This is a genomic window from Citrobacter sp. CK180 (assembly GCF_030333655.1).
Taxonomy (GTDB): domain Bacteria; phylum Pseudomonadota; class Gammaproteobacteria; order Enterobacterales; family Enterobacteriaceae; genus Citrobacter_B; species Citrobacter_B koseri.
Genome location: NZ_JAOWFM010000051.1, coordinates 110,213 through 132,229 on the forward strand (window position 1 = coordinate 110,213; position 22,017 = coordinate 132,229).

The 22,017-nt window shown below is 56.3% G+C and carries 24 protein-coding genes; 5 read left to right on the forward strand and 19 right to left on the reverse strand.

The window, feature by feature from the left end; translation table 11 throughout:
• Nucleotides 1–100: 100 nt before the first annotated feature.
• Entirely contained in the window at nt 101–1,036 is a 936-nt protein-coding gene (gene alsB / locus OGV50_RS13120) for a D-allose transporter substrate-binding protein (protein ID WP_012134557.1), read from the reverse strand.
• 53 nt (nt 1,037–1,089) lie between these two features.
• A complete protein-coding gene (locus tag OGV50_RS13125) occupies nt 1,090–1,980 on the reverse strand; it encodes a MurR/RpiR family transcriptional regulator (protein ID WP_012134556.1) in 891 nt (296 codons plus the stop codon).
• A 359-nt stretch (nt 1,981–2,339) separates the two neighbouring features.
• Here OGV50_RS13125 and rpiB point away from each other — a divergent pair, with 359 nt between their 5' ends.
• Complete coding sequence (rpiB, locus tag OGV50_RS13130; protein ID WP_024130821.1) at nt 2,340–2,789, forward strand: bifunctional allose-6-phosphate isomerase/ribose-5-phosphate isomerase RpiB; 450 nt, start codon at nt 2,340–2,342, stop codon at nt 2,787–2,789.
• Nucleotides 2,790–2,858: 69 nt separating this feature from the next.
• Nucleotides 2,859–3,191: a DDRRRQL repeat protein YjdP gene (yjdP, locus tag OGV50_RS13135; protein WP_012134552.1), complete on the forward strand. Its 333-nt coding sequence runs from the start codon at nt 2,859–2,861 to the stop codon at nt 3,189–3,191.
• Nucleotides 3,192–3,246: 55 nt separating this feature from the next.
• Here yjdP and phnP read toward each other — a convergent pair whose 3' ends face one another.
• From phnP to OGV50_RS13215, 16 genes are all read right to left on the reverse strand, one after another.
• Nucleotides 3,247–4,005: a phosphonate metabolism protein PhnP gene (gene phnP / locus OGV50_RS13140; RefSeq protein WP_049011829.1), complete on the reverse strand. Its 759-nt coding sequence runs from the start codon at nt 4,003–4,005 to the stop codon at nt 3,247–3,249.
• A gap of 8 nt (nt 4,006–4,013) precedes the next feature.
• Complete coding sequence (phnO, locus tag OGV50_RS13145) at nt 4,014–4,448, reverse strand: aminoalkylphosphonate N-acetyltransferase (RefSeq protein WP_114848691.1); 435 nt, start codon at nt 4,446–4,448, stop codon at nt 4,014–4,016.
• Nucleotides 4,435–4,989 (reverse strand): ribose 1,5-bisphosphokinase, encoded by a 555-nt coding sequence (phnN, locus tag OGV50_RS13150; RefSeq protein WP_012134548.1) that lies wholly within the window; start codon nt 4,987–4,989, stop codon nt 4,435–4,437. The genes phnO and phnN overlap by 14 nt, the downstream gene beginning before the upstream one ends.
• Nucleotides 4,990–4,991: 2 nt before the next feature.
• Entirely contained in the window at nt 4,992–6,128 is a 1,137-nt protein-coding gene (phnM, locus tag OGV50_RS13155; protein ID WP_012134547.1) for an alpha-D-ribose 1-methylphosphonate 5-triphosphate diphosphatase, read from the reverse strand.
• Nucleotides 6,125–6,805 (reverse strand): phosphonate C-P lyase system protein PhnL, encoded by a 681-nt coding sequence (phnL, locus tag OGV50_RS13160; RefSeq protein ID WP_047459594.1) that lies wholly within the window; start codon nt 6,803–6,805, stop codon nt 6,125–6,127. Before phnL ends, phnM begins: the two co-directional genes overlap by 4 nt.
• 107 nt (nt 6,806–6,912) lie before the next feature.
• Nucleotides 6,913–7,671, reverse strand: coding sequence for a phosphonate C-P lyase system protein PhnK (gene phnK, locus OGV50_RS13165; RefSeq protein WP_047459591.1), 759 nt, complete (start codon nt 7,669–7,671; stop codon nt 6,913–6,915).
• Nucleotides 7,668–8,459 carry an alpha-D-ribose 1-methylphosphonate 5-phosphate C-P-lyase PhnJ gene (gene phnJ / locus OGV50_RS13170; protein ID WP_286488589.1) on the reverse strand — a complete coding sequence of 264 codons (792 nt, stop codon included), beginning with the start codon at nt 8,457–8,459 and terminating at the stop codon, nt 7,668–7,670. Before phnJ ends, phnK begins: the two co-directional genes overlap by 4 nt.
• A 46-nt stretch (nt 8,460–8,505) precedes the next feature.
• Nucleotides 8,506–9,573, reverse strand: a complete 1,068-nt coding sequence (locus OGV50_RS13175) for a carbon-phosphorus lyase complex subunit (RefSeq protein ID WP_012134543.1) — start codon at nt 9,571–9,573, stop codon at nt 8,506–8,508.
• On the reverse strand, nt 9,573–10,157 hold the full coding sequence (gene phnH, locus OGV50_RS13180) for a phosphonate C-P lyase system protein PhnH (protein WP_012134542.1): 585 nt from the start codon (nt 10,155–10,157) through the stop codon (nt 9,573–9,575). The genes OGV50_RS13175 and phnH overlap by 1 nt, the downstream gene beginning before the upstream one ends.
• On the reverse strand, nt 10,154–10,606 hold the full coding sequence (gene phnG, locus OGV50_RS13185) for a phosphonate C-P lyase system protein PhnG (RefSeq protein WP_012134541.1): 453 nt from the start codon (nt 10,604–10,606) through the stop codon (nt 10,154–10,156). Before phnG ends, phnH begins: the two co-directional genes overlap by 4 nt.
• Nucleotides 10,607–10,610: 4 nt before the next feature.
• Entirely contained in the window at nt 10,611–11,336 is a 726-nt protein-coding gene (phnF, locus tag OGV50_RS13190; protein ID WP_024130818.1) for a phosphonate metabolism transcriptional regulator PhnF, read from the reverse strand.
• Nucleotides 11,337–11,356: 20 nt separating this feature from the next.
• Nucleotides 11,357–12,136 carry a phosphonate ABC transporter, permease protein PhnE gene (gene phnE, locus OGV50_RS13195; protein ID WP_012134539.1) on the reverse strand — a complete coding sequence of 260 codons (780 nt, stop codon included), beginning with the start codon at nt 12,134–12,136 and terminating at the stop codon, nt 11,357–11,359.
• 104 nt (nt 12,137–12,240) lie between these two features.
• Nucleotides 12,241–13,257 (reverse strand): phosphonate ABC transporter substrate-binding protein, encoded by a 1,017-nt coding sequence (phnD, locus tag OGV50_RS13200; RefSeq protein ID WP_024130817.1) that lies wholly within the window; start codon nt 13,255–13,257, stop codon nt 12,241–12,243.
• A 23-nt stretch (nt 13,258–13,280) separates the two neighbouring features.
• Nucleotides 13,281–14,069, reverse strand: a complete 789-nt coding sequence (gene phnC / locus OGV50_RS13205) for a phosphonate ABC transporter ATP-binding protein (protein ID WP_012134537.1) — start codon at nt 14,067–14,069, stop codon at nt 13,281–13,283.
• Between the two features lie 132 nt (nt 14,070–14,201).
• Complete coding sequence (gene yjdN / locus OGV50_RS13210) at nt 14,202–14,648, reverse strand: VOC family metalloprotein YjdN (RefSeq protein ID WP_047459584.1); 447 nt, start codon at nt 14,646–14,648, stop codon at nt 14,202–14,204.
• Between the two features lie 120 nt (nt 14,649–14,768).
• Nucleotides 14,769–15,104, reverse strand: coding sequence for a zinc ribbon domain-containing protein YjdM (locus OGV50_RS13215; protein WP_003031835.1), 336 nt, complete (start codon nt 15,102–15,104; stop codon nt 14,769–14,771).
• Nucleotides 15,105–15,535: 431 nt separating this feature from the next.
• Between OGV50_RS13215 and crfC the strand changes: the two genes are divergently transcribed.
• Entirely contained in the window at nt 15,536–17,890 is a 2,355-nt protein-coding gene (gene crfC / locus OGV50_RS13220) for a clamp-binding protein CrfC (RefSeq protein ID WP_012134531.1), read from the forward strand.
• A complete protein-coding gene (locus OGV50_RS13225; RefSeq protein WP_200091068.1) occupies nt 17,887–18,780 on the forward strand; it encodes a diguanylate cyclase regulator RdcB family protein in 894 nt (297 codons plus the stop codon). The genes crfC and OGV50_RS13225 overlap by 4 nt, the downstream gene beginning before the upstream one ends.
• A gap of 17 nt (nt 18,781–18,797) precedes the next feature.
• On the opposite strand, the gene kdgT is transcribed toward OGV50_RS13225, so the two are convergent.
• Nucleotides 18,798–19,796, reverse strand: coding sequence for a 2-keto-3-deoxygluconate transporter (gene kdgT / locus OGV50_RS13230; protein WP_012134529.1), 999 nt, complete (start codon nt 19,794–19,796; stop codon nt 18,798–18,800).
• Nucleotides 19,797–20,504: 708 nt separating this feature from the next.
• Between kdgT and proP the strand changes: the two genes are divergently transcribed.
• Nucleotides 20,505–22,007, forward strand: a complete 1,503-nt coding sequence (proP, locus tag OGV50_RS13235; protein WP_047459579.1) for a glycine betaine/L-proline transporter ProP — start codon at nt 20,505–20,507, stop codon at nt 22,005–22,007.
• Nucleotides 22,008–22,017: the final 10 nt, after the last annotated feature.

Below are 22,017 nucleotides of genomic sequence, written 5' to 3' on the forward strand. Positions count from 1 at the left end.
ATTTTGTGTAAGAAAAATATTGACTAAATCAGTGCCATTGCCTGATGGCGCTACGCTTATCAGGCCTACGTTCGCGTCGCCATCCGGCAGATTTACGGACTTACTTTGCGACCAGGATGGAATCGACCAGCTTAAATTCCGGCGCTTTATCCAGCGGGATCACGTTACCTGATTTCGCGGCATCAACCATCAGCCTGAGCCCTGTCGCGCCGATATCCGCAGGGTTCTGAGCGATTGTCGCCGTCATCTGTCCGGCCTCCACCATTTTGCGGGCTTCCGGGATACCGTCTGTACCCACTACCAGCACTTTTCCGCTTTTCCCGGCGTTAGCCACGGCCTGGGCGACGCCCATCGCCATGGTGTCGTTAGCGCAATAAATCGCTTTGATATTCGGGTTGCGTTGCAGCACGTTGGTGGCAACGTCTAACGCTTTGATTCGGTCCCAGTCTGCGGGTTGGCTGGCGACCAGCTTGATTTGGCTTGCCTTTTTGAAAGCCTCGGTTGCGCCATTGCGGCGCGCCTCGCCGGAGGCGTTACCGGCTTTACCTTCAATAATGGCGACTTCACCGCCCTCGGCGCCCAGTTTCTCAATAATGAACTCCGCGCCTTTGGCGCCCACGGCGACGTTATCGGTGGTGACAAACCCTTCGACGTTACCGCCCGCTTTTTTCAGGTTATCCATATCGATTTTTTCATCGAGATTGACCAGATAAATCCCTTTCTTCCACGCGCGGGCGACGGGCATCACCAGGTTTACTGAGGATAATGGCGCAAAGGCGATACCTTTGTAATTTTTATTGCTGAGATCTTCGAATAGCTGCAACTGAGACTGAAAGTCGCCTTCCGAAGGCGAGGCAAAAATATCGACGCTGACACCCAGCGTTTTTGCTTCATCTTCAATACCTTTTTTCATATCCACCCAGAATGGATTGGATAATGTTTTTAATACTACGGCATATTCGGCGGCGGCAAATGCGCTGGTGGACAACATTAAGCCCATAGCCGCACCGCTGAAATATTTCAGATATTTATTCATAGCAGTATTCTCAGTGTAGGGTGTTGCTCCCGAAAATGAGAGCAACGAGCATTTTATTTCAGCGCGCCTGGTGAAAAGAAATCAACAATTGCGCCAGTTTTTTGCATATTAATGGTTGCCTGTTCGATATTCAGTTGGGCGACGGAAACAAAAAATGCATCCAGTAGAGTGAGTTGTAATATGCGTGCGGAAGCATTACGCCCTAATAACGGTGTTTCTGGTGCTGGCGAACAAATAATATAGTCAGCCAATTTGGCGATAGGTGAATGGTAGCTGTGGGTGATACAGATAATTTTGGCACCATTCTTTTTCGCCAGTTCAACCGCGGCTTTTACATCACTGGTGCGCCCGGAATGGGTCACTACCAACACGACATCGCCTTCTTTTAATAGCGATGCGGACATCATCATGATGTGCGCGTCCGGGTAAGTCTGGCAGCGCACGCCGATGCGTAAGAACTTATGCTGTACGTCCGCGCAGATGGCATTCGACCCGCCAGCGCCATACAAATCACGCTGCTTCGCCTGATAAAAGAAGCGTGCGGCGCGATGAATCTCATCCACGTTGACGATTGACTGACCTTCCATAATGGTGCGTAAGGTAATGTTGAATACCTTATTCACCACATCCTGCGGCGCTTCATCAAAGGCCAGTTCGGCAGGCAATACCTGCTCAGACTGAGAAAAATAGTCTTCCAGCGCGCTGCGTAAGTTGCGAAACCCGCTGAATCCCAGCAGTTTCGATACCTTAACAATCATGGCTTCAGATACCGCCAGCGCCTCTGCGACATCTTTAATGGCTGGCGCGCTACTGAGATTACCCGGCTTGAGTAACCACTCGACGATACGGCTCTCGTTCTCCGTCATGCCTTCCTGCTTCATGCGCAGGTAAGGCGCAAGCCCGATGCCGTTTGGAAGCCCTGAATCAAATTCTGACTGACTCATTACGTTCTCTTGTCCTTGAAATGAAGACGCCACTATATCACCACAGCAGGAACAGAAAAGATGCTGACTACTTCACAAAATAGTTAAATTTATAAAGTTTGTCATTTTGTGAATTTAATAACGTTGATAAAAATACGGAATGAAAATAAGTCAATATAAAACAATGAATTATAGTTTTGACTTGTTCAGGCGCAGCCTGTGTAAGCATCAAGGTCGGGTATTTGTCGCTCTTGCTTTGCCGAACGGAGGTGTGTAGAACAGGCCCATACAGCGTCTTTCTGTCGATTTATTGTTCTTTTAAATTCATTTAAATCACAAATATTTTTTATTCGTAAAGTTTGACCGGGGCGAGAATGAGTATGAAAAAGATAGCATTTGGCTGTGATCACGTTGGTTTTATCCTGAAACAGGATATTTTGACGCACTTAACCCAGCGCGGTATTACGGTGATTGATAAGGGAACCTGGTCGCCGGAGCGCACGGATTACCCGCATTATGCCAGCGAGGTGGCACAAGCCGTTGTCTCTGGCGAGGTTGATGGCGGTATTCTGGTGTGTGGCACCGGTGTGGGGATTTCGATAACGGCAAACAAGTTTGCCGGAGTCCGCGCCGTCGTTTGCAGCGAACCCTATTCGGCACAGCTTTCGCGCCAGCATAATGATACCAACGTGCTGGCTTTTGGCTCGCGGGTTGTTGGGCTGGAGCTGGCAAAAATGATCGTGGATGCCTGGCTGGATGCGGGGTTTGAAGGGGGGCGCCATCAAAAGCGCGTGGAGGCGATTATGGCGATAGAACAGCAGGGCAAATGAGATTCCTCCGCTACACGTCGAACAGGCCATTCGCTACCGTGAGGGGAAGATCTCTGCGAGGCTGGTTTTATGAAACGCTATTCTACGCTCATTGCTCTGGGCCTGTTGTCGCTGACGACGCTTCCTGCGCATGCCGATATTGTTGATGACACCATCGGTAATATTCAGCAGGCGATCAATGACGCGTATAAATCTGACAACGGGCGGGATTATGAGGATGACCGCCGTGATGAAGAATGGCAGCGCCAGATGAGCGACGATCGCCGCAGACAATATGACGACAGACGCCGTCAGTTTGAAGATCGGCGTCGCCAGTTGGACGATCGCCAACGCCAGCTCGATCAAGAACGTCGTCAACTGGAAGATGAAGAGCGCAGAATGGAAGACGAGTACGATCGTTAACCGCGCGACAATCGTAGGCCGGATAAGGCGCAATGCGCCGCCATCCGGCGTAAGGCTACTCCAGCACAATCTCCATCCCGTCATATCCGGCTTCAATGCCGCCCGGCAGGGGGTTATCCATCAGCCATACGTCGAACGAGTGGCTGATGTGGGTGAGAATGACCCGTGGGCAGTGAATCACCTCATTGAGTGCGATAACCGTGTTTACATCGCAGTGATTACGCGGCGCTTCCGCGCGTGGCGCGTGACTACAGTCGATGACGATCGTCTGCGGCTGGTTATTCAGCAGAAATTTTACTGTCTTGTCCGGCAGCGCTGCGGTGTCCGACAGCCACGCGACGCGGCTGTGCGCAGATTCCAGCAGATAGCCAAACGTCAGTTTTGAATGGTTAAGCGGCAGCGGCGTTACCTGTAATCCCTGGAGATCGAAGACCACAAACGGTTCGACGGTGTGGCTGAAATCAAGGATGCCAGGGTGTTTAAACAGATCGTCGCAGCCCTGTTCATCCGGCGGGCCATAAACCGGAATCGCGGCGCCCACGCCCCAGCGCAGGGGGAACAGCCCCTGAACATGATCCATATGGTAATGCGTGAGCAGAAACTGCTGAAAAGATCCGGCGGGCCAGCGATCGGTAAGATCGTGCAGGCCCGCATCAAGCAGCGTTACCGCGTCATTGAATTTGACGACGCCGCTACAGGGGCGGCGGCGATACTGCTCCTGTAAGCGTGCCCGACGGCAGGCGAGACAATCGCAGCCGTATGCTGGCACGCCCTGTGCGCCGCCGGTACCTGTTAGCGTAATCGTCAGGCTCATTAGTCACCTCAAAGCGCTTTGGTAAAACGAAAATGACTTTGCGCATACCCTTCACGCAGATAAAACCGGTGCGCATCATGGCGTTTCACGCTGGTGGAAAGCTCCGTCATCTCCGCGCCGGCCTGGCGGGCCTCTTCTTCCGCCCATGCCAGCAGCTGGCTGCCGACTTTCAGACCTCGCGCCTGCGGCATCACCACCAGTTCCTGGATCTCCCCGATCCAGTTAGCGTGATGCAGGTGGTACTGCATATGCAGGCCGATCATCCCGACAACCTGCCCGTCGCGCAGCGCCAGCTGGTAGCGTATCGTGCGATCCTGCAAATTTGAGGCAAACCCAGCGCGAAAGGCCTGGCGATCGAACTCCGCTTGTTTCAGTTCGCAGATCAGTTGATACACCGCGTCGGTATCGTCCGGCGTGGCCCGGCGTAGTTCACAGACAGGCATGGCTTTTCTCCTGGCGGCCCATTAACGTTAATAAGGTATCGACTGACTGTAGCAAACTTCCGTCATTATTGAGGATATGACAGTTAAAAGGGGCGTAACGGGCCGCGCGCGCCAGGCGAGCGGCAATCTCGGTTTCGCTTTCACGCCCGCGCGCCTGTAGACGCTGGCGCAAAATATCGGGAGAGACCTGCAAACAGATGGGCAGCAGCGCTTTGCCGTAGCGGGCCTGCGCCTGCGGCAGATGGGCGCGTGAGCCGTTAACCACCACGTCAAAACCGGCGTGCAGCCACAGATCGATCTCCACGCCAACGCCGTAGTACAGGCCATTAGCGTGCCAGCTCAGCGCCAGTAAATTTTGCCCTGCCCGAGTGAAAAACTCCTGCTCGCTCAGCGCAATATGGTTCTCGTTGCCCGCGTTAGCCGCACGCGTGATATAGCGGTGCGCAACCAGCAACTGCGTATGTTCCCGCTGGCGGAGCGCCGCCAGCAAACTGTCCTTACCGGAGCCGGACGGCCCCATCAGCCAGATCAGTTTTCCCATAGTCAGAACACCCTTTTACCCTGACGCCAGACGTGGTCGATATGAATGTGATCGCCTTTACGGTGCGCCAGCACCAGATCGGCGCGCCTGCCTTCGGCGATGATGCCGCGATCGTCGAGATTCAGCGCGCGCGCCGGGTTGCGTGTCACCAGGCGCATTGCCTGCGGCAGCGTAAATGTGTTGGCCTCGTCGTCCGCCACGCGGAATGCCGCGTCGAGCAGGCTGGCGGGGTAATAGTCGGAGGAGAGGATATCCAGCAACCCCAGTTCTGCCAGCTTATGCGCCGCCACGTTGCCGGAGTGCGAACCGCCGCGCACGATGTTGGGCGCGCCCATCAGTACGTTCATCCCATGCTTGCGTGACGCCTCTGCCGCCTCGAACGTGGTGGGAAATTCGGCGATCACGCTGCCAAGCTGATGCGATTCCAGCACATGATCGGGCGTTGCGTCATCGTGGCTCGCCAGCGCGAGATGACGTTCGCGGCACATCTGCGCGATGGCGGCGCGGTTCGGCTGCGACCAGCGCGCCGCAAGCTGAAGCTGTTCCTCTTCGTAGTGGGCCATCTGCTCATCATTGAGTGAATATTTGCCCTGATAGTATTCACGGTACTTCTCGCGGTTAGCGAACTGGCGCTGACCCGGCGAGTGATCCATCAGCGAGACCAGCGTTACCGGCTCGCGATCCACCAGCTTTTCGAACAGCGGCAGGGTGGTGTGATGGGGTAATTCACAGCGCAGATGCAGACGGTGTTCGGCGCGGTTAACGCCGCGTTTTTGCGTCTCTTCGACGGCATTGATCATCTTTTCCAGATTTTCCAGGCGATCGCCGCCGTCGCGGACATCGCCAATCGCAACGGCATCCAGCACGGTGGTGATACCGCTGGCGACCATCAGCGCGTCGTGGCTGCTCATGGCGGAATGGGCGGGCCAGTCCACCTTCGGGCGTGGGGTGAAGAATTTGTCGAGATTATCGGTATGCAGCTCAATTAAACCCGGCAGCAGCCAGCCGCCTTCGCCATCCAGCGCCTCGGGGTGACGGCTCTGACTTTCCGCAAAGGCGCGGATAATCCCATCCTGCATTTCCAGCGATCCCTGCACCACTTCGTCTTCCAGCACCAGCTTTACGTTGTTGATAATCATGATGTGGTTCCCATCAGATGCAAACGATCCGCTACGCGATCGCGTACGGTTTGATCGTGAAAAATGCCGACAATCGCCGCGCCGCGCGCTTTGGCTTCTTCAATCAGCGCGACCACGGCGGCGCTGTTTTTGGCGTCCAGTGAGGCGGTGGGTTCATCAAGCAGCAGGATCGGGTAATCGACGATAAACCCGCGCGCGATATTCACGCGCTGCTGCTCGCCGCCGGAAAAGGTGGAGGGCGCGAGATGCCATAGCCGTTCCGGGACGTTCAGGCGCGTCAACAGGTTCGCGGCTTTCGCGGCGCACGTTTCGCGGGCGACGCCCAGATCCAGCAGCGGCTGCATCACCACATCCAGCGCGGAGATCCGGGGGATCACGCGCAGAAACTGGCTTACCCAGCCGATCGTCGAGCGACGCACTTCCAGCACCTTGCGCGCCGGGGCCTGCACCAGATCGATCCACTCATCGCTATGACGAATGTGGATGTGCCCTTCGTCCGGCAGATAGTTGGCATATAGCGAGCGCAACAGCGTCGATTTACCGCTCCCGGAGTGGCCGTGCAGCACCACGCATTCACCGTTCTGTACCTCCAGAGAGGCGTTTTGCAGCACCGGCAGGCGCACGCCATTTTGCTGGTGCAGCACAAAGGTTTTACTGACGTTTTCTACGCGAATCATTTTGGCCTCTTAATTCTGATTGCCGGATGGCGGCTTCGCCTTATCCGGCCTACAGGTGCGCTTTTTGTAGGCCGGGTAAGCAAAGCGCCACCCGGCAAAACAAAAAATCAGTTCTGCAATACCGACGACACCAGCAACTGGGTATAAGGGTGGTGTGGATCGTCGAGCACGCGGTCGGTTAATCCACTTTCCACCACCTGACCCTGCTTCATCACCAGCAGACGGTCTGCTAACAGGCGCGCCACGCCCAAATCGTGGGTGACAATCACCACTGCCAGATCCAGTTCCACCACCAGGCCGCGCAGCAGGTCCAGCAGCTTTGCCTGTACGGAAACGTCCAGCCCGCCGGTAGGTTCGTCCATAAACACCAGCTTCGGGTGAGTGACCAGGTTGCGGGCGATCTGCAAACGCTGCTGCATCCCGCCGGAAAAGGTGGTCGGCAGGTCGTCGATGCGCGAGGCCGGAATTTCTACTTCCTCCAGCCAGCGCTTCGCCGTGGCGCGAATTTCACCATAGTGACGCGCGCCGGTGGCCATCAGGCGTTCGCCGATATTGCCGCCCGCCGAGACCTGGCGGCGCAGTCCGTCCATCGGATGCTGATGCACCACGCCCCATTCCGTGCGCAGCAGGCGGCGGCGGTCGGCTTCGCTCATGCCGTACAGTGAACGGTTCTGGTACAAAATGTCGCCGGACTGCGGCGTCAGGCGTGAGGAGATCGATTTCAGCAGGGTGGTTTTGCCGGAACCGGACTCCCCGACAATGCCCAGCACTTCACCAGGCCACAGGTCAAAAGAAACATCGCTGAAGCCTTTGCCCGGCGCGTAGAGATGGGTCAGGTTATTGACTGAAAGCAGCGGTTGCGTCATTTGCTGAGTGCCTCGCTCTGTTGGCGGCAATAATCGGTGTCGGAGCAGACAAACATCCGTTTGCCGGTGTCATCCAGCACCACTTCGTCGAGATAGCTGTGCGTTGAACCGCAGATGACGCAGGGCTCATCCCAGGTTTGTACGGTGAACGGGTGATCGTCGAAATCGAGGCTTTCCACGCGGGTCCAGGGCGGCACGGCATAGATACGTTTTTCGCGCCCCGCGCCGAACAGTTGCAGCGCGGGCATCATATTCATCTTCGGGTTGTCGAATTTCGGGATCGGCGACGGGTCCATGACGTAGCGGTCATTGACCTTCACCGGGTAGGCGTAGGTGGTGGCGATATGGCCGAAGCGGGCGATATCTTCGTACAGCTTCACCTGCATGACGCCGTACTCTTCCAGCGCGTGCATGGTGCGGGTTTCGGTTTCGCGCGGTTCGATAAAACGCAGCGGTTCAGGGATCGGCACCTGGAAGATAATGATCTGATCTTCGGTCAGCGGCGTTTCCGGGATCCGATGACGGGTCTGGATCAGCGTCGCGTCTTCGGTGCGTTCGGTGGTGTTCACGCCGGTTACGCGCTTAAAGAAGTTGCGGATCGACACGGCGTTGGTGGTGTCATCCGCCCCCTGGTCGATCACTTTCAGAATGTCTGGCTCGCCAATCACGCTGGCGGTAAGCTGAATGCCGCCCGTTCCCCAGCCGTAGGGCATCGGCATTTCACGCCCGCCGAACGGCACCTGATAACCGGGGATCGCCACCGCTTTTAAAATAGCGCGGCGGATCATGCGTTTGGTTTGCTCGTCGAGATAAGCAAAGTTGTAGCCGGAGAGGTTAGTCGTCACGGGCGGCCTCCTGTTGCAGGCGTTTGAGCAGTTCCAGTTCAGCCTGGAAATCGACGTAGTGGGGGAGTTTGAGGTGCGAAACAAAACCCGCCGCCTCGACGTTATCCGCATGCGCCAGCACGAACTCTTCGTCCTGCGCCGGTCCCGTGACCGTTTCATCGTATTCGGGTGCCTGTAGGGCTCTTTCCACCAGCGCCATCGCCATTGCTTTACGTTCGCTCATGCCGAACACCAGTCCGTAGCCGCGGGTAAAGTGCGGCGCGTCGTTTTCCGGTGCGACAAAACCGTTGACCATTTCGCATTCCGTCATCAGCAATTCGCCGACGTTCACGGCAAATCCCAGCTCTTCCGGCACCGTTTCCAGCCCGACGTAGCCGCTGCGGATCTCACCGGCAAACGGGTGGTTGCGCCCGTAGCCGCGTTGCGTGGAATACGCCAGCGCCAGCAGATACCCTTCGTCGCCGCGCATCAGCTGTTGCAGGCGTGAGGAGCGCGAACAAGGGTAAACTGGCGGCGTGCGGGTGATGTCATCCGGCACGGCGCCGCTGTCTTCTTCACGCTTTGCCAGCCCCTGGTTCGCCAGCAGAGAAAAAACGTGCGGCGCGGCGTCCTGCATGGCGTCAGCGGTACGCAGCGGCGGCGTTTCGCCGTTCGCCAGCAGGGTAAAATCGAGCAGGCGATGGGTGTAATCGTAGGTCGGCCCCAGCAGCTGCCCGCCGGGAATATCCTTGTAGACGGCGGAGATACGGCGCTCTAAACGCATCTCTGCGGTGTTCAGCGGCTCACTGACCGCCAGCTTTGCCAGCGTGGTGCGGTATGCGCGCAGCAGGAAAATGGCTTCGATGTTATCGCCGCTGGCCTGTTTTAAGGCGAGCGCGGCCAGTTCGCGGTCGGCGATGCCCCCTTCGGTCATCACGCGATCCACGGCCAGGTTCAACTGTTGCTCGATTTGCGCCACGCTCAGCTCGGCGAGGGTGTCGTCGCCCCGGCGTCGGTTTTCCTGCAACGCGTGGGCGTTGGCTATCGCCTTTTCGCCCCCTTTGACGGCTACATACATCAGCACACCTCCACATGGGTGGTTCGCGGAATCGCCAGCAGTCGCTCGCCGCAGGTGAGGATGAGATCGACCCCCAGCGGGAACGGGTGCGGGCGCTCAGTCAGTTCATGGATGAGGCACTCCGGCAGCTGCGGGGCAATCATGCGTTCTTCGGCGATACCCGCCCCGGTCAGGCGCAGCATACGTCCACCGCTCAGGCTGGCGACCTGGACGATCAGGGTGGCGCTGGTTTCCGGCGCGACGGCGCTTCCGGCGGAAAGGGCGTTTAGCTGCTCGCTGCTGATGCGTTCATCGGCGACGGCAAAGGCGGCCTGCTGCGGCTGTTCAACCAGCGGCGCGCTGGTGTGAAAGCGCAGGTTCTGACTGGCAATGTCGTTGTTGATGGACGGCGCGAGCCATACCGGGGTGTCGCCGTCAACCAGAGTGAGCAATACGCTGGTGGTGGCCAGATTCAGCGGCTGCCAGCCGTGCTTCAGTTGATGCAGGGCGACAATCACCCCCGGCTCGCTCATCGCCTTCAGCAGGCGACGAAAACTCTGTTGCGCGTCCTGAACGGGCAGGGTAAAGGCGGTTTGTAGGGTCATGCGTTATCTCCGCGTACCAGCGTAAAGAAGTCGACCCGGCTGGCGTTTACTTCGGCGCGGCGAGCGGTAATGTGTGCGTCGCGTTCCGCCTCCAGCGGGGCAATTAAGGTTTCCATTAAGGTCTGGAAGTGAGTGTGCTCCTGCAACAGCGCGTCGATGACGGCGCACTGCTCGGCGTGGTGTTTGTTGCGCCCCAGCAGGTAGCTGTAGCCCAGCGTGCCGCTCTTAAGACGCACCACCGCACGGGTCAGCGTGGTATCTCCGGCGAAAAAGCGGTTGCCGGTGCCGCCCATGCGGGCCTGAATCTGCATCAGCCCGGTTTCCGGGGCGCGAATCAGTTCGTATTCCGGCGTGAGTTTCAGCGCCTGCATTTTCACGTTAAGCGCGTCGGCGTTGCTGTAAGCCAGCGCGCGCATCCAGCGCTGGCGAGTGGCGGTATCGAAGTGCATTCCGTCAGTGCTCCATAGTGAATTCGATCATGTCGGCGCGGGTCAGGCTGACGGAGTACTCCGTCGCGTTTTCCTCGCCGTCACGGTGGTTCAGCGTGCGCACGCACAGCAGCGGCGCCATGTTGGGAATTTCCAGCACCTTGCTCTCTTTGGCCTGCGCACGGCGGGCGCTGATGCGCGTCTGGGTGCGCTGTAACGCCAGACCGCACTGCTCGCGCAGGTAGTCATGCAGCGAACCGTGGTTAAAGCCCTGCAACAGCGGCCAGAGGGCGAGGTCGGAAAAGTAATGGTCGATCAGGCACAGGGCGATGCCATTTACCCGGCGCAGGGTGCGCAGGTGGATGACGTTATCGCCCTCTTTGACGCTCAGCGCATCGGCGATGTGGCTGGATGCCGGGCGCAGCACCGCCAGCAGTTTTTCGCTGGTGGGATGACTGCCTTGTTCCAGTAGATTCTGGCTAAAGCGCGCCTGGGCATTGAGCGGGTAATCGAACGGGCGCATCAGCACCAGCACGCCGACGCCCTGGCGACGCTGCACCCAACCGCGCTCCACGAGCTGGTCGATGGCGCGGCGCAGCGTGTGGCGGTTCACCTCATAGCGGGCGGCAAGCTGATGTTCCGCCGGAAGGTAATCGCCGCAGCGGTAATGCTGGCGAAGCTCCTGCTCAAGTCTCGCGGCAATCTCCTGATAGCGCGTTGGGTAACTGGTCGGATGTGTAGACAAGTGCATAGCCATCAATGCCTCGCTAATCAGATAAAGTGCTTACGCAAACGCTGGGAGAGGAAATCCAGCAGGCTGACGGTAATGATGATTAACACCATCAGGGCGCAGGTCTGCGGGAACTGAAAGCCGCGAATCGCTTCCCACAGCGTGACGCCGATGCCGCCTGCGCCCACCATGCCGACCACCGTGGCGGAGCGGACGTTGGACTCAAAACGGTACAGCGAGTAGGAGATGAGCAGCGGCATAACCTGCGGCAGCACGCCGTAGAGGATCTCTTCAATTTTGTTGGCGCCGGTGGCGCGAATGCCTTCAACCGGGCCGGGTTCAATGGCTTCCACCGCTTCGGAAAGCAGCTTGGAGAGCACGCCGGTGGTGTGGATAAACAGCGCCATGACCCCGGCAAACGGCCCGAGACCAACGGCGACCACGAACAGCATGGCGAAAACCATTTCGTTAATCGCGCGGCAGGCGTCCATCAGGCGACGCATCGGCTGGTAAATCCACCACGGCACGAGGTTATCGGCGCACATCAGGCCGCAGGGAATTGACAGAATGACCGCCAGCGCAGTGCCCCAGACGGCGATTTGCAGGGTGACGGCCATTTCGCCCAGATAGTGCTGCCACTGGCTGAAGTCCGGCGGGAAGAAGTCGGCGGCGAAGGTCGCCATGTTGCCGGAATCCTGAATTAGCGTGAGTGGGGCCATTTCGGCGCCCTTCCACGAAACGACCAGGACGGCGAGAAGGATGGCCCAGCTCAGGAGCGAGAACCAGCTACGCTTTGGCGGGGCGACGGTGATGCTTTGCATGTTTAGCTCCGTGCGTCGGTTATTGCCGGATGGCAGCGCTTGCGCCTTATCCGGCCTACAGAACATCGTAGGCCCGGTAAGCGAAGCGCCACCGGGCCTCAGGTTTACTGCACCGCTTTGGTGACGCTGGTCATCGCGCCCAGCGCGGCGGTCAGGCGGTCGAGATCGTCCAGCTGCGCTTTAATCGCGGAGGTTTTGCTGGTTTTTTCGCTCTCGTTCAGCCCTTTGTTGTCCTTCACGCCCTGCATTTCTTTAAACAGCGCCAGCTGGCGAATCGGCACCAGTTGCAGGTCGCTGGAGGGGCGGAATGGCGCCCAGCCCAGGCGTTCCAGCACGGTTTTCTCTTCCGCTGTTTTGCCGTAATTCATAAAGAAGTCGTACACCTTGTCCTTGGTGGTTTCGGAGAGATTTTTACGCCAGACGATCGGATCGCCCGGGATCAGCGGCGACTTCCAGACAACCTTCAGTGCTTTCAGCTTGTCTGGCGCGGAGGTTTTCAGTTTGTCGAGGTTTTCGGTGTTATTGGTCGCGACATCCACCTGCTTGTTGGCGACGGCCAGCGCGTTGGTTTCGTGGCTGGCGTTAACGGTGCGTTTGAAGTCGCTGGCGGAGATGCCGTTTTTGGCGAAGACGTAATAACCGGGGACGAGGAAGCCAGAGGTGGAGTTCGGATCGCCATTGCCGAAGGTGAGATCTTTACGTTTGGCGATCAGATCGTCCAGGTTATTGATCGGGCTGTCTTTGTTGACGATCAACACGCTCCAGTAGCCCGGCGATCCATCTGCGGCGACGGTCTGGGCAAATACCTGACCGTTAGCGCGATCCACGGCTTCCATCGCCGAGAGGTTGCCGTACCAGGCGATATCCACTTTGTTGAAGCGCATTCCCTGAATGATGCCCGCATAGTCAGGCGCGAAGAAGGCGTTCACTTTGACGCCCAGTTTCTTTTCCATGTCCTTCAGGAACGGGTCCCACTGCGGCTTCAGGTTTTGCTGTGATTCGGTCGAAATAATGCCAAAGTTCAGTGCTTTTTCCTGTTCTTCCGCATGTGCCGGGCTTAACAAGGTGCTGATGCTGAACATGCTGGTGAACGCCAGCGCGGCAACGGCTTTGTAGCTCATTTCCATTCCTCATTGTGGGGATGTTAAGCAGCCTGCGCGTTCTGTTCGACGCGGTTCATGCTGCGGTAGAGATGGTCAAAACGATCGTTATCAAAGTGCTGGCTGCTGCCGTCATAGAACACATGCCCCTGACGCAGCGCCACAATGCGTTCGCAGTAGCGCAGGGCGTAATCCACCTGATGCAGCGTGACGACCACGGTGATGCCGTCGGTCTGGTTAATGTCGCGCAGGGTGTCCATCACAATGCGCGCCGACTCCGGGTCCAGCGAGGCGATCGGCTCATCGGCGAGGATCACTTTCGCCTGCTGCATCAATGCCCTGGCGATAGCAACGCGCTGCTGCTGTCCGCCGGAAAGCGTCGATACGCGCTGATGCGCGAAGTGCGCCATCCCGACGCGGGTCAGCGCCTGTAACGCGCGCTGCTTCTGCGCCTGGGTGAACCAGCTAAAACAGGTACGCCAGAACGGCGTGCTGCCGAGCGCGCCAATCAGCACGTTCTCCAGTACGGTCAGACGGTTCACGAGGTTGAACTGCTGGAAGATGTAGCCGGTGTGAGCGCGGCTTTTGCGGATGTCCCGCGCCAGTTTGCCCTCACGCTGTACCGTGCGGCCCAGTAGCTCGACATGGCAGCCCGGCGCTTTATCGCCGGTAATCAAACCGCTTAAGTGACGTAAAAGGGTGGATTTGCCGGAACCGGAAGGCCCAAGCAGAGCCACCATCTCACCGGAAGAGATGTTCAGATCAACCGCATGCAGCGCCTGATGCTGATTGAACGTTTTGGAGAGTTTCTCGACGCGAATAACCGTTTGCATGATGCGGCCTCCCTAAAAAAGTGGCCCCATCGTGGCGGATTAATGTGACGTTTTAGTTAAGGGATGGTTACTTGACGATGAAGAATTGAAGGGGCTTCGATGACAGCACGGGAGGGCGCGCCTCCCGTCGGTTTACTCTGTCGGCTGCGGCTGTTTCACCACATTGATCATCCACGGTACGCCATATTGATCGGTCACTTTCCCGAAACCGTGCGCCCAGAAGGTTTCCTGCCAGTCCATTTCGATTTGTCCCTGTGCGGCCAGGTTATCAAACCAGCGTTTCCCTTCGGCGACATCCTGCGTGTCGAGCACCAGCGTAAAGCCGGAGTAACTCGCGTTCCCCGACGCGACGGCGTCGCTCATCATGATGTCGCTGCCTGCAATGCGCACGTTGGCGTGGGCGATGGAGGTATCAGGGAATTGCATGCCTGACGGGCAACCGTCTTCGCTGCCCTGCTCTGGCGGGGGCATTTCACCGAAGGTGATTTTATAGAGGAGTTCCGCGCCTAACGTTTTGTGATAGTACGCGATAGCGTCGGCACAGTGACCGGCAAAAGAGATGTAGGGACTTAACGGCATAATCGTGACCTCAGGTAAGAGAAGCCAGTTAAGTGTAGTTATCGTAGGCCCGGTAAGCGAAGCGCCACCGGGCAATAAATGCCGGATGGCGGCGTAAACGCCTTACCGGGCCTGGAAAAATCAGTTCTTTTTCACGAACTCAGATTTCAGCTTCATCGGGCCAAAGCCATCGATCTTGCAATCAATGTTGTGGTCGCCTTCAACCAGACGGATGTTCTTCACTTTGGTGCCAATTTTCAGCATGGAAGAACTGCCTTTTACTTTCAGATCTTTAACAACGGTCACGCTGTCGCCGTCTGCCAGCAGGTTGCCGTTGGCATCTTTTACGATCAGCTCGTCGCTGTCCTGCGCCGGTTCTGCGTCGTTCCATTCATGGGCGCATTCCGGGCAGATGAACATGCCGTTATCTTCGTAGGTATATTCGGAGTTGCATTGTGGGCAATGGGGTAATGACATGTCGATTTCCTCAAAAAAGTCAGCAGGGGCAAAAGCGCCCAAAAAATGGCAGATTGCCGAAAAAGGCCGCAATTATACACAAAATCCTTAACGTTGTCGGGACTACTCGCAATTTAAGGATACGACAACCTGTGGCTGAAGGTTGCCGCCAGGGAAAGAAAAATGTCATGACTATTTTTTTAAGGGAAATTGCTACGTTTTACTATTTAAGATAAGGTGAGAGGAACGACCAGACGCGTTATAAATCTTTAACCCTCTTACTTTTACACAGTAAGAGAGACAGGTGTGGTTGATAAAAATATCTCTAATATTAACAATAAGTTATTTTAATAAAATTATTTCCACACGTAATTATAAAAGCCGAGAAGCAAACAAATAAAATCATCCGGCTAAATAAAAGTAATAAAGTTTGCGTTAAGGAAAGATTTTCCATGTACACACAGACAATATATGAATTAAGCCAGGAAGCGGAAAGATTGTTGCTGCTTTCTCTGGAACATCTCCGGTTATTGCAACAACTGCCTGTGGCTTCGCTGGATGACGCCGCTCAGGAAGGTGGGGAAGGGAATGAAAATACCCGGCCTCAGCATGTTAGCGGGCGTGACGTGGAGGCTCAGCACGGCACGCTCAATAATGAGCTACGTAAAATAACGCGCCTGGAGATGGTGCTGGCGATTGTCGGGACGATGAAGGCTGGGAAGTCGACGACAATTAACGCCATTGTCGGAACCGAAGTCCTGCCCAACCGTAATCGGCCGATGACGGCGTTACCGACGCTGATTCGCCATACGCCAGGGCAGAAAGAGCCGGTGCTGCATTTTTCTCACGTCGCGCCGATTGATACGCTCATGCAAACGCTGCAACAGCGTATGCAGGCGTGCGATCGCCAGCATCTGACCCAGGTGCTGGAAATCGATAAAGACATGAATGCGCTGCTCCAGCGAATTGAAAAGGGCGTGGCTTTTGAGCGTCATTACCTGGGCGCGCAGCCCATCTTCCACTGTCTGAAAAGCCTGAACGATCTGGTGCGCTTGTCAAAAGCGCTGGGGGTCGATTTTCCTTTTGCGGCGTATGCCGCGATTGAACATATTCCGGTGATTGAGGTGGAGTTTGTGCATCTGGCGGGGCTGGAGAACTATCCGGGGCAACTGACGCTACTGGATACGCCCGGCCCTAATGAAGCCGGGCAACCGCACCTGCAAAAGATGCTTAATGAACAGCTGGCGCGCGCTTCTGCCGTACTGGCGGTGATGGATTACACCCAACTGAAATCCATTTCGGATGAAGAGGTGCGCCAGGCCATTGCGGCGGTGGGGAAATCCGTGCCGCTGTACGCACTGGTGAATAAGTTCGATCAGAAAGACCGCAACAGCGACGATGAAGAACAGGTTCGCGCGCTGATTTCCGGCACGCTGATGAATGGCAGCATTACGCCCGGGCAAATTTTTCCGGTCTCTTCCATGTGGGGATATCTGGCGAACCGCGCGCGTCACGAACTGCGGGTGCACGGGCGGCTGCCGGATCATCAGGAACAGCGCTGGGTGCAGGATTTTGCCGAGGCCGCGCTCGGCAGGCGCTGGCGGAGCGCCGATCTTGATGATATCGAACATATTCGTCATGCCGCCGATCTGCTGTGGGAAGATTCGCTATTTGAACAGCCCGTACAGCGGCTGATTCACGCCGCTTACGCCAACGCCTCACTGTATGCGCTCCGGTCGGCGTCGCATAAATTATTGAATTACGCACAGCGCGCGCGTGAATATCTGGATTTTCGCTATCACGGGCTGACGGTGGCGCATGACGCGTTGCAGGTCAATATTTCCCGCGTCGAAGAAGATATGCGACAGCTTCAGGTGAGCCAGGATCGCGTGAGCGATGAGGTCGGCCATGAAGTTGAACGGATGATGGAGGCGGCGAACACGTTCCTGAGCCAGCAGCAGGCCGATATTTTGCACCGTATCGCGCCGCTTTTTCGCGAAGAGAGCGTGGTGGCGTGGCTGCCGCGCGATCCGCTTTCCCCTGAGCAGGAGGCGGTGGTCGAGGGCGAAACGCTGGTGCTGCATAACGAAAGGCAGGCGCAGGTCGTTTTAAGCAAAATGCGTGCGTCATGCGAAGCGGTATTACTGGCGGCGCAGGAGAACATTAGCCGCGATCTGGCGCTGCGCTTCGAACAGCTCGAATCGACGCTAAGCCGGGTGTTAAATGACGCGATGCGGCCAATTGAGGCGCGGGTAAAAGACGATCTAAGCCAGGCGGGGTTCCGGGCGCGAATCAGTTTCCCGACGTTTCATGCCAGTATGTTTAACTTCAATACTCAACCGTTGTTTAGCGAGGCGGTCGCTCAGGAGAACCCGCCGGAAGGCGCCGCGCCTCGCGCGGGCGGCGTGCGCGACACCTTTGCGCGCTGGCTGAATCAACCGAACTGGGGATGGAATGATTATGTGGAAGCCAGGACACGCTATGTCATTGATATAACGGCATTGCATAACACTCTGATCCAGCATGTCAGCCATTTCTTCCAACAAATTCATAAAGCTTTAGATGCCCAGGTCGATGTTTCTGTTACGGCAGGTATGGCGACCTTTTTTGCCGATTTTTCGTTGTGTCTGTCGGGATTGCAGGAGAGCTTGCGCGAGAGTCTGGTGACGCGCCAGCAACATGAATCGGTTGTGAACAGACTGAGCCAACAGTTACAGCACAGTATCTCCGCCACCCGGTGGATTCATGAAGATTCCCGCCTGTTACGTGATGATATCCAGACCCTTTTTGCAGCCGAGCACTCATGACGAACGTGTTACTGGAAGGCCCGGGACGGATGCTGGAATGCATCCACCCGAAGTTTATGGTCGATCTGGTTCAGGGAGAAGAGCCGAAGCGACCTGGCGGCAACCTGCAACAGCAGCAGCGTTTTCGCGAACGCCTGACGCAAGAAATTCTGAGCCAGACGCAGCTTCGCGCCTGGGTCATGGCGGGCGTATTCAATGAGCATCTGATGATGCGTCTTAAGCTGGTGGAAAAACTGGCGGGGATGCTCGATCCCGGCCATCTGGCGCTGACGCGCATTTCCCGGCAATTGACCCTTCTGCAACAGACGGAAAGCCCCAGAGGGCAAGCTATTCCTGGCATCACGCAGCAGTTAGCGGCGCTGTGCGACGGGTTTGCCCGGCGCAGCGAACATAAAGAGAAGGCGCTGACCCGGCGTGGATTGACGGTGCAGGCGGGCGAACACAGCGAGCAGATTTTTACCCGCTGGCGCGCCGGAGCCTATGACGGCTGGTCATTGCCGGGGCGCTGTTTTGTCGCGCTGGAGGAGCTGCGCTGGGGGCCGTTTGGCGATGCCTGTCGGTTGGGCAATATGGAAGTGGTCGCGATGCTGAAAGATAATTTGCGCGCGATGGCTACCGATTATCTGGCGCACAGTATTCACGCCGCGCCCACCACGCGTCATTATTACCATCAGTGGCTTCATTCGCCCGCCGTGGCCGGCGCGGGGGAGCACAATGACATGTTGAGCTGGATTGGCGACTGGTGCGATCCCGATAAACATCCGGTGTGCTGGTCAGTGACCCAGCGCTGGCAGACGGTGGCGTTGGGGATGCCAAGGCTGTGTTCGGCACAGCGCCTGGTGGATGCGATGATTGAGGAGATTTTTGCGCCGTCCCCTCTCGTGGGCTGAGAGGGGACGTATGACGTTTAGTGATGGAGGGATTCCGTTGGGTTTGCCTCCGCGTTGCCCGGCGCCGGGACGTTGCCGAAACGTTTTGCATACAGGGCGGTAATAATCGGAACCAGAATCGCCGTCACAATCACGCTGGCGGCAACCAGCGCCGTGGCGGATGCGGCGACGGGTTCAAACGCCGGGTTAATCTGCGCGATGATCACCGGGTTCGCTACCGCAGCGCCTGCCGCAGAGGAGGCCGCGACGCCCGCAGTGCCGTTACCGCCGCCAATGACGCGGTCTGCGATAATCAACGGGATACCGGTAATAATGATAACCGCGACACCCAGCAGGATGCCCAGCAGGCCGGTATCGACAATCACGCTCAGGTTAATGGTGTTACCCAGCGCAAAGCCGAAGAACGGGATCAGCACCGGCGTAGCTTTGCTGAAGAACGCGCGCAGGTCGTGGTCCAGGTTGCCTAATGTGAAGCCAATCAGGAACGGCAGCACGGCGCCGACAAAGTGATGCGGTTCGAAAGAGGCGAGACCTGCGGAGCCCAGAATCACCATTGTCATCAGCGGGCCAGATTCCAGAGACATCAGGACGAACGCGCCGGACTCTTCTTTGGTGCCGTACTGGTTCATCAGGCTGGCGTACAGGCCGCCGTTGGTCATGTCCATTGCGGAGACGATCGCCAGTACGGACAAACCGGCGAAGAAGCCGGTTTGAATACCGGTATCCGGGATAAACGAGGCGGCAATCATCGCGACCACCCACGCCACGGCTATTTTAGTAATAACCAGCGTACCCGATTTACGTAATACCGTCCCGGTAGCGCGCAAATCAATCGAGGCGCCAATACAGAAGAACCAGACGGCCAGAATCGGCACGGTGCCGCTGATCATACCTTTTGTAAATGAACCAAAATAGGCGCCGGTATCCGGGGCCAGGGTATTTAAAATTGCGCCGAGCAGCAGAGGGATCAACATCATCCCGCCAGGGATGCGTTCAATCGTGGCTTTAATTTTCATAAAAGTCCTCACATCTTGTCGCGCGGAACTAACGGACAAGTCGATAAATATTATTTGATTTCAATTTGTTATTTCACAAAGAGAACGGCGGGAAACCCTCTTTCTCCCTGCGTGATACATAATCGAATGTGGCATACGTCTGTTTGTCACAATCCTCAGGGATGTTGCGTCGGGTGTTATCTTGCATTCAGTGGAATATTGATTCAATTAAAATAAAACACTGTTTTAGTTATCTTCATCACATATTTTGCGTAAAGGCCAGGGAACGCGATGATTATTAAAAATGCTGTAAATTGTTTGTGAAGAGTTATGGCGGATTTTTTGCTAGCAGCATAATAGTGACGGACGTGATATTTCGAAAAGAATAACGAAATCGCCTCCCATTTATTGTCAATAATGCGCTTTGCTGACAATGTAAAAATACAGATAAAAATGCCCTTATTTACGCTCGCTGACGAAATGGCAATATATGTGTGAAGTTGATCACAAATTTAAACACTGGTAGGGTAAAGAGGTCATTAACCGCCCAATCAGGCGTCAACAGGTTCGGTTGTACAGACCTTGACCAGTCAGTGTAAGTAAACCTGCTACGCTTGTTCTACGAGGAATTGTGCCCGCACGATTCCAACGCTCGACGGTGACGTTAGCGCTTTGTGCGCCAATGAATGCAGTATGTAGCGAGACAGGGCTTAGTCTACGAGGACAGCTATGCTGAAAAGGAAAAAAGTAAAACCGATTACGCTTCGCGATGTGACCATTATTGATGATGGTAAACTGCGTAAAGCGATTACCGCAGCCTCGCTGGGTAATGCGATGGAGTGGTTTGATTTTGGTGTTTATGGGTTTGTCGCCTACGCGTTAGGTAAAGTATTTTTCCCGGGGGCTGACCCCAGCGTGCAGATGATTGCCGCACTTGCCACCTTCTCCGTTCCCTTCCTGATTCGACCGCTTGGCGGCTTATTCTTCGGTATGCTCGGCGATAAATATGGTCGCCAGAAGATTCTTGCCATCACGATTGTGATTATGTCGATCAGTACGTTCTGTATCGGGTTGATTCCCTCTTATGCCTCTATCGGCATCTGGGCGCCGATACTGCTGCTGCTGTGTAAGATGGCGCAGGGCTTCTCGGTCGGCGGCGAATATACCGGCGCGTCGATCTTTGTCGCCGAATACTCGCCAGACCGTAAACGCGGCTTTATGGGAAGCTGGCTGGACTTCGGCTCCATTGCGGGCTTCGTGCTGGGCGCGGGCGTGGTGGTGCTGATCTCCACCGTTGTCGGCGAGGAGAACTTCCTCGACTGGGGCTGGCGTATTCCGTTCTTCATCGCACTGCCGCTAGGGATCATTGGTCTTTATCTGCGTCATGCGCTGGAAGAGACCCCGGCCTTCCAGCAGCATGTGGATAAGCTGGAGCAGGGCGATCGCGAAGGTTTGCAGGAAGGGCCAAAAGTCTCCTTTAAAGAGATTGCAACCAAACACTGGCGCAGTCTGCTGGCGTGTATCGGCCTGGTGATTGCCACCAACGTGACCTACTACATGCTGCTCACCTATATGCCGAGCTACCTGTCGCATAACCTGCACTACTCGGAAGACCACGGCGTGCTGATTATTATCGCCATCATGATCGGGATGCTGTTTGTGCAGCCGGTGATGGGGCTGCTCAGTGACCGTTTCGGTCGTCGTCCGTTTGTGATTATGGGCAGTATCGCGCTGTTTGCGCTGGCTATTCCGGCCTTTATTCTGATCAACAGTAATATTATCGGCCTGATTTTTGCCGGTCTGCTGATGCTGGCGGTGATCCTGAACTGCTTTACCGGGGTGATGGCCTCTTCTCTGCCAGCGATGTTCCCGACGCACATCCGTTACAGCGCGCTGGCGGCGGCGTTTAATATCTCGGTGCTGATTGCGGGTCTGACGCCGACCCTGGCCGCCTGGCTGGTGGAAAGCTCGCAGAACCTGATGATGCCAGCCTATTACCTGATGGCGATTGCGGTCGTCGGTTTTATTACCGGTATTACCATGAAAGAGACCGCCAACCGTCCGCTGAAAGGGGCGACGCCAGCGGCCTCGGATATCCAGGAAGCGAAAGAAATCCTTGGCGAGCACTACGATAATATCGAGCAGAAAATCGAAGATATCGATCAGGAGATTGAGGAGTTGCAGGCTAAACGTTCGCGGTTAGTGCAGCAGCATCCGCGTATTGACGAGTAAGCTTTAGCGC

What these genes read in the sequence shown, in the direction of transcription:
- phnN (WP_012134548.1), bottom strand. Translation starts at nt 4,989, where the DNA reads ATGGGAAAACTGATCTGGCTGATGGGGCCGTCCGGCTCCGGTAAGGAC.
- phnF (WP_024130818.1), bottom strand. Translation starts at nt 11,336, where the DNA reads ATGCACTTGTCTACACATCCGACCAGTTACCCAACGCGCTATCAGGAG.
- phnL (WP_047459594.1), bottom strand. Translation starts at nt 6,805, where the DNA reads ATGATTCGCGTAGAAAACGTCAGTAAAACCTTTGTGCTGCACCAGCAA.
- phnO (WP_114848691.1), bottom strand. Translation starts at nt 4,448, where the DNA reads ATGCCTGTCTGTGAACTACGCCGGGCCACGCCGGACGATACCGACGCG.
- phnJ (WP_286488589.1), bottom strand. Translation starts at nt 8,459, where the DNA reads ATGATCCGCCGCGCTATTTTAAAAGCGGTGGCGATCCCCGGTTATCAG.
- kdgT (WP_012134529.1), bottom strand. Translation starts at nt 19,796, where the DNA reads ATGAAAATTAAAGCCACGATTGAACGCATCCCTGGCGGGATGATGTTG.
- yjdN (WP_047459584.1), bottom strand. Translation starts at nt 14,648, where the DNA reads ATGCCGTTAAGTCCCTACATCTCTTTTGCCGGTCACTGTGCCGACGCT.
- phnD (WP_024130817.1), bottom strand. Translation starts at nt 13,257, where the DNA reads ATGAGCTACAAAGCCGTTGCCGCGCTGGCGTTCACCAGCATGTTCAGC.
- OGV50_RS13225 (WP_200091068.1), top strand. Translation starts at nt 17,887, where the DNA reads ATGACGAACGTGTTACTGGAAGGCCCGGGACGGATGCTGGAATGCATC.
- phnP (WP_049011829.1), bottom strand. Translation starts at nt 4,005, where the DNA reads ATGAGCCTGACGATTACGCTAACAGGTACCGGCGGCGCACAGGGCGTG.
- OGV50_RS13215 (WP_003031835.1), bottom strand. Translation starts at nt 15,104, where the DNA reads ATGTCATTACCCCATTGCCCACAATGCAACTCCGAATATACCTACGAA.
- phnC (WP_012134537.1), bottom strand. Translation starts at nt 14,069, where the DNA reads ATGCAAACGGTTATTCGCGTCGAGAAACTCTCCAAAACGTTCAATCAG.
- yjdP (WP_012134552.1), top strand. Translation starts at nt 2,859, where the DNA reads ATGAAACGCTATTCTACGCTCATTGCTCTGGGCCTGTTGTCGCTGACG.
- phnE (WP_012134539.1), bottom strand. Translation starts at nt 12,136, where the DNA reads ATGCAAAGCATCACCGTCGCCCCGCCAAAGCGTAGCTGGTTCTCGCTC.
- crfC (WP_012134531.1), top strand. Translation starts at nt 15,536, where the DNA reads ATGTACACACAGACAATATATGAATTAAGCCAGGAAGCGGAAAGATTG.
- OGV50_RS13175 (WP_012134543.1), bottom strand. Translation starts at nt 9,573, where the DNA reads ATGTATGTAGCCGTCAAAGGGGGCGAAAAGGCGATAGCCAACGCCCAC.
- phnH (WP_012134542.1), bottom strand. Translation starts at nt 10,157, where the DNA reads ATGACCCTACAAACCGCCTTTACCCTGCCCGTTCAGGACGCGCAACAG.
- rpiB (WP_024130821.1), top strand. Translation starts at nt 2,340, where the DNA reads ATGAAAAAGATAGCATTTGGCTGTGATCACGTTGGTTTTATCCTGAAA.
- proP (WP_047459579.1), top strand. Translation starts at nt 20,505, where the DNA reads ATGCTGAAAAGGAAAAAAGTAAAACCGATTACGCTTCGCGATGTGACC.
- phnK (WP_047459591.1), bottom strand. Translation starts at nt 7,671, where the DNA reads ATGACGCAACCGCTGCTTTCAGTCAATAACCTGACCCATCTCTACGCG.
- phnM (WP_012134547.1), bottom strand. Translation starts at nt 6,128, where the DNA reads ATGATTATCAACAACGTAAAGCTGGTGCTGGAAGACGAAGTGGTGCAG.
- alsB (WP_012134557.1), bottom strand. Translation starts at nt 1,036, where the DNA reads ATGAATAAATATCTGAAATATTTCAGCGGTGCGGCTATGGGCTTAATG.
- phnG (WP_012134541.1), bottom strand. Translation starts at nt 10,606, where the DNA reads ATGCACTTCGATACCGCCACTCGCCAGCGCTGGATGCGCGCGCTGGCT.
- OGV50_RS13125 (WP_012134556.1), bottom strand. Translation starts at nt 1,980, where the DNA reads ATGAGTCAGTCAGAATTTGATTCAGGGCTTCCAAACGGCATCGGGCTT.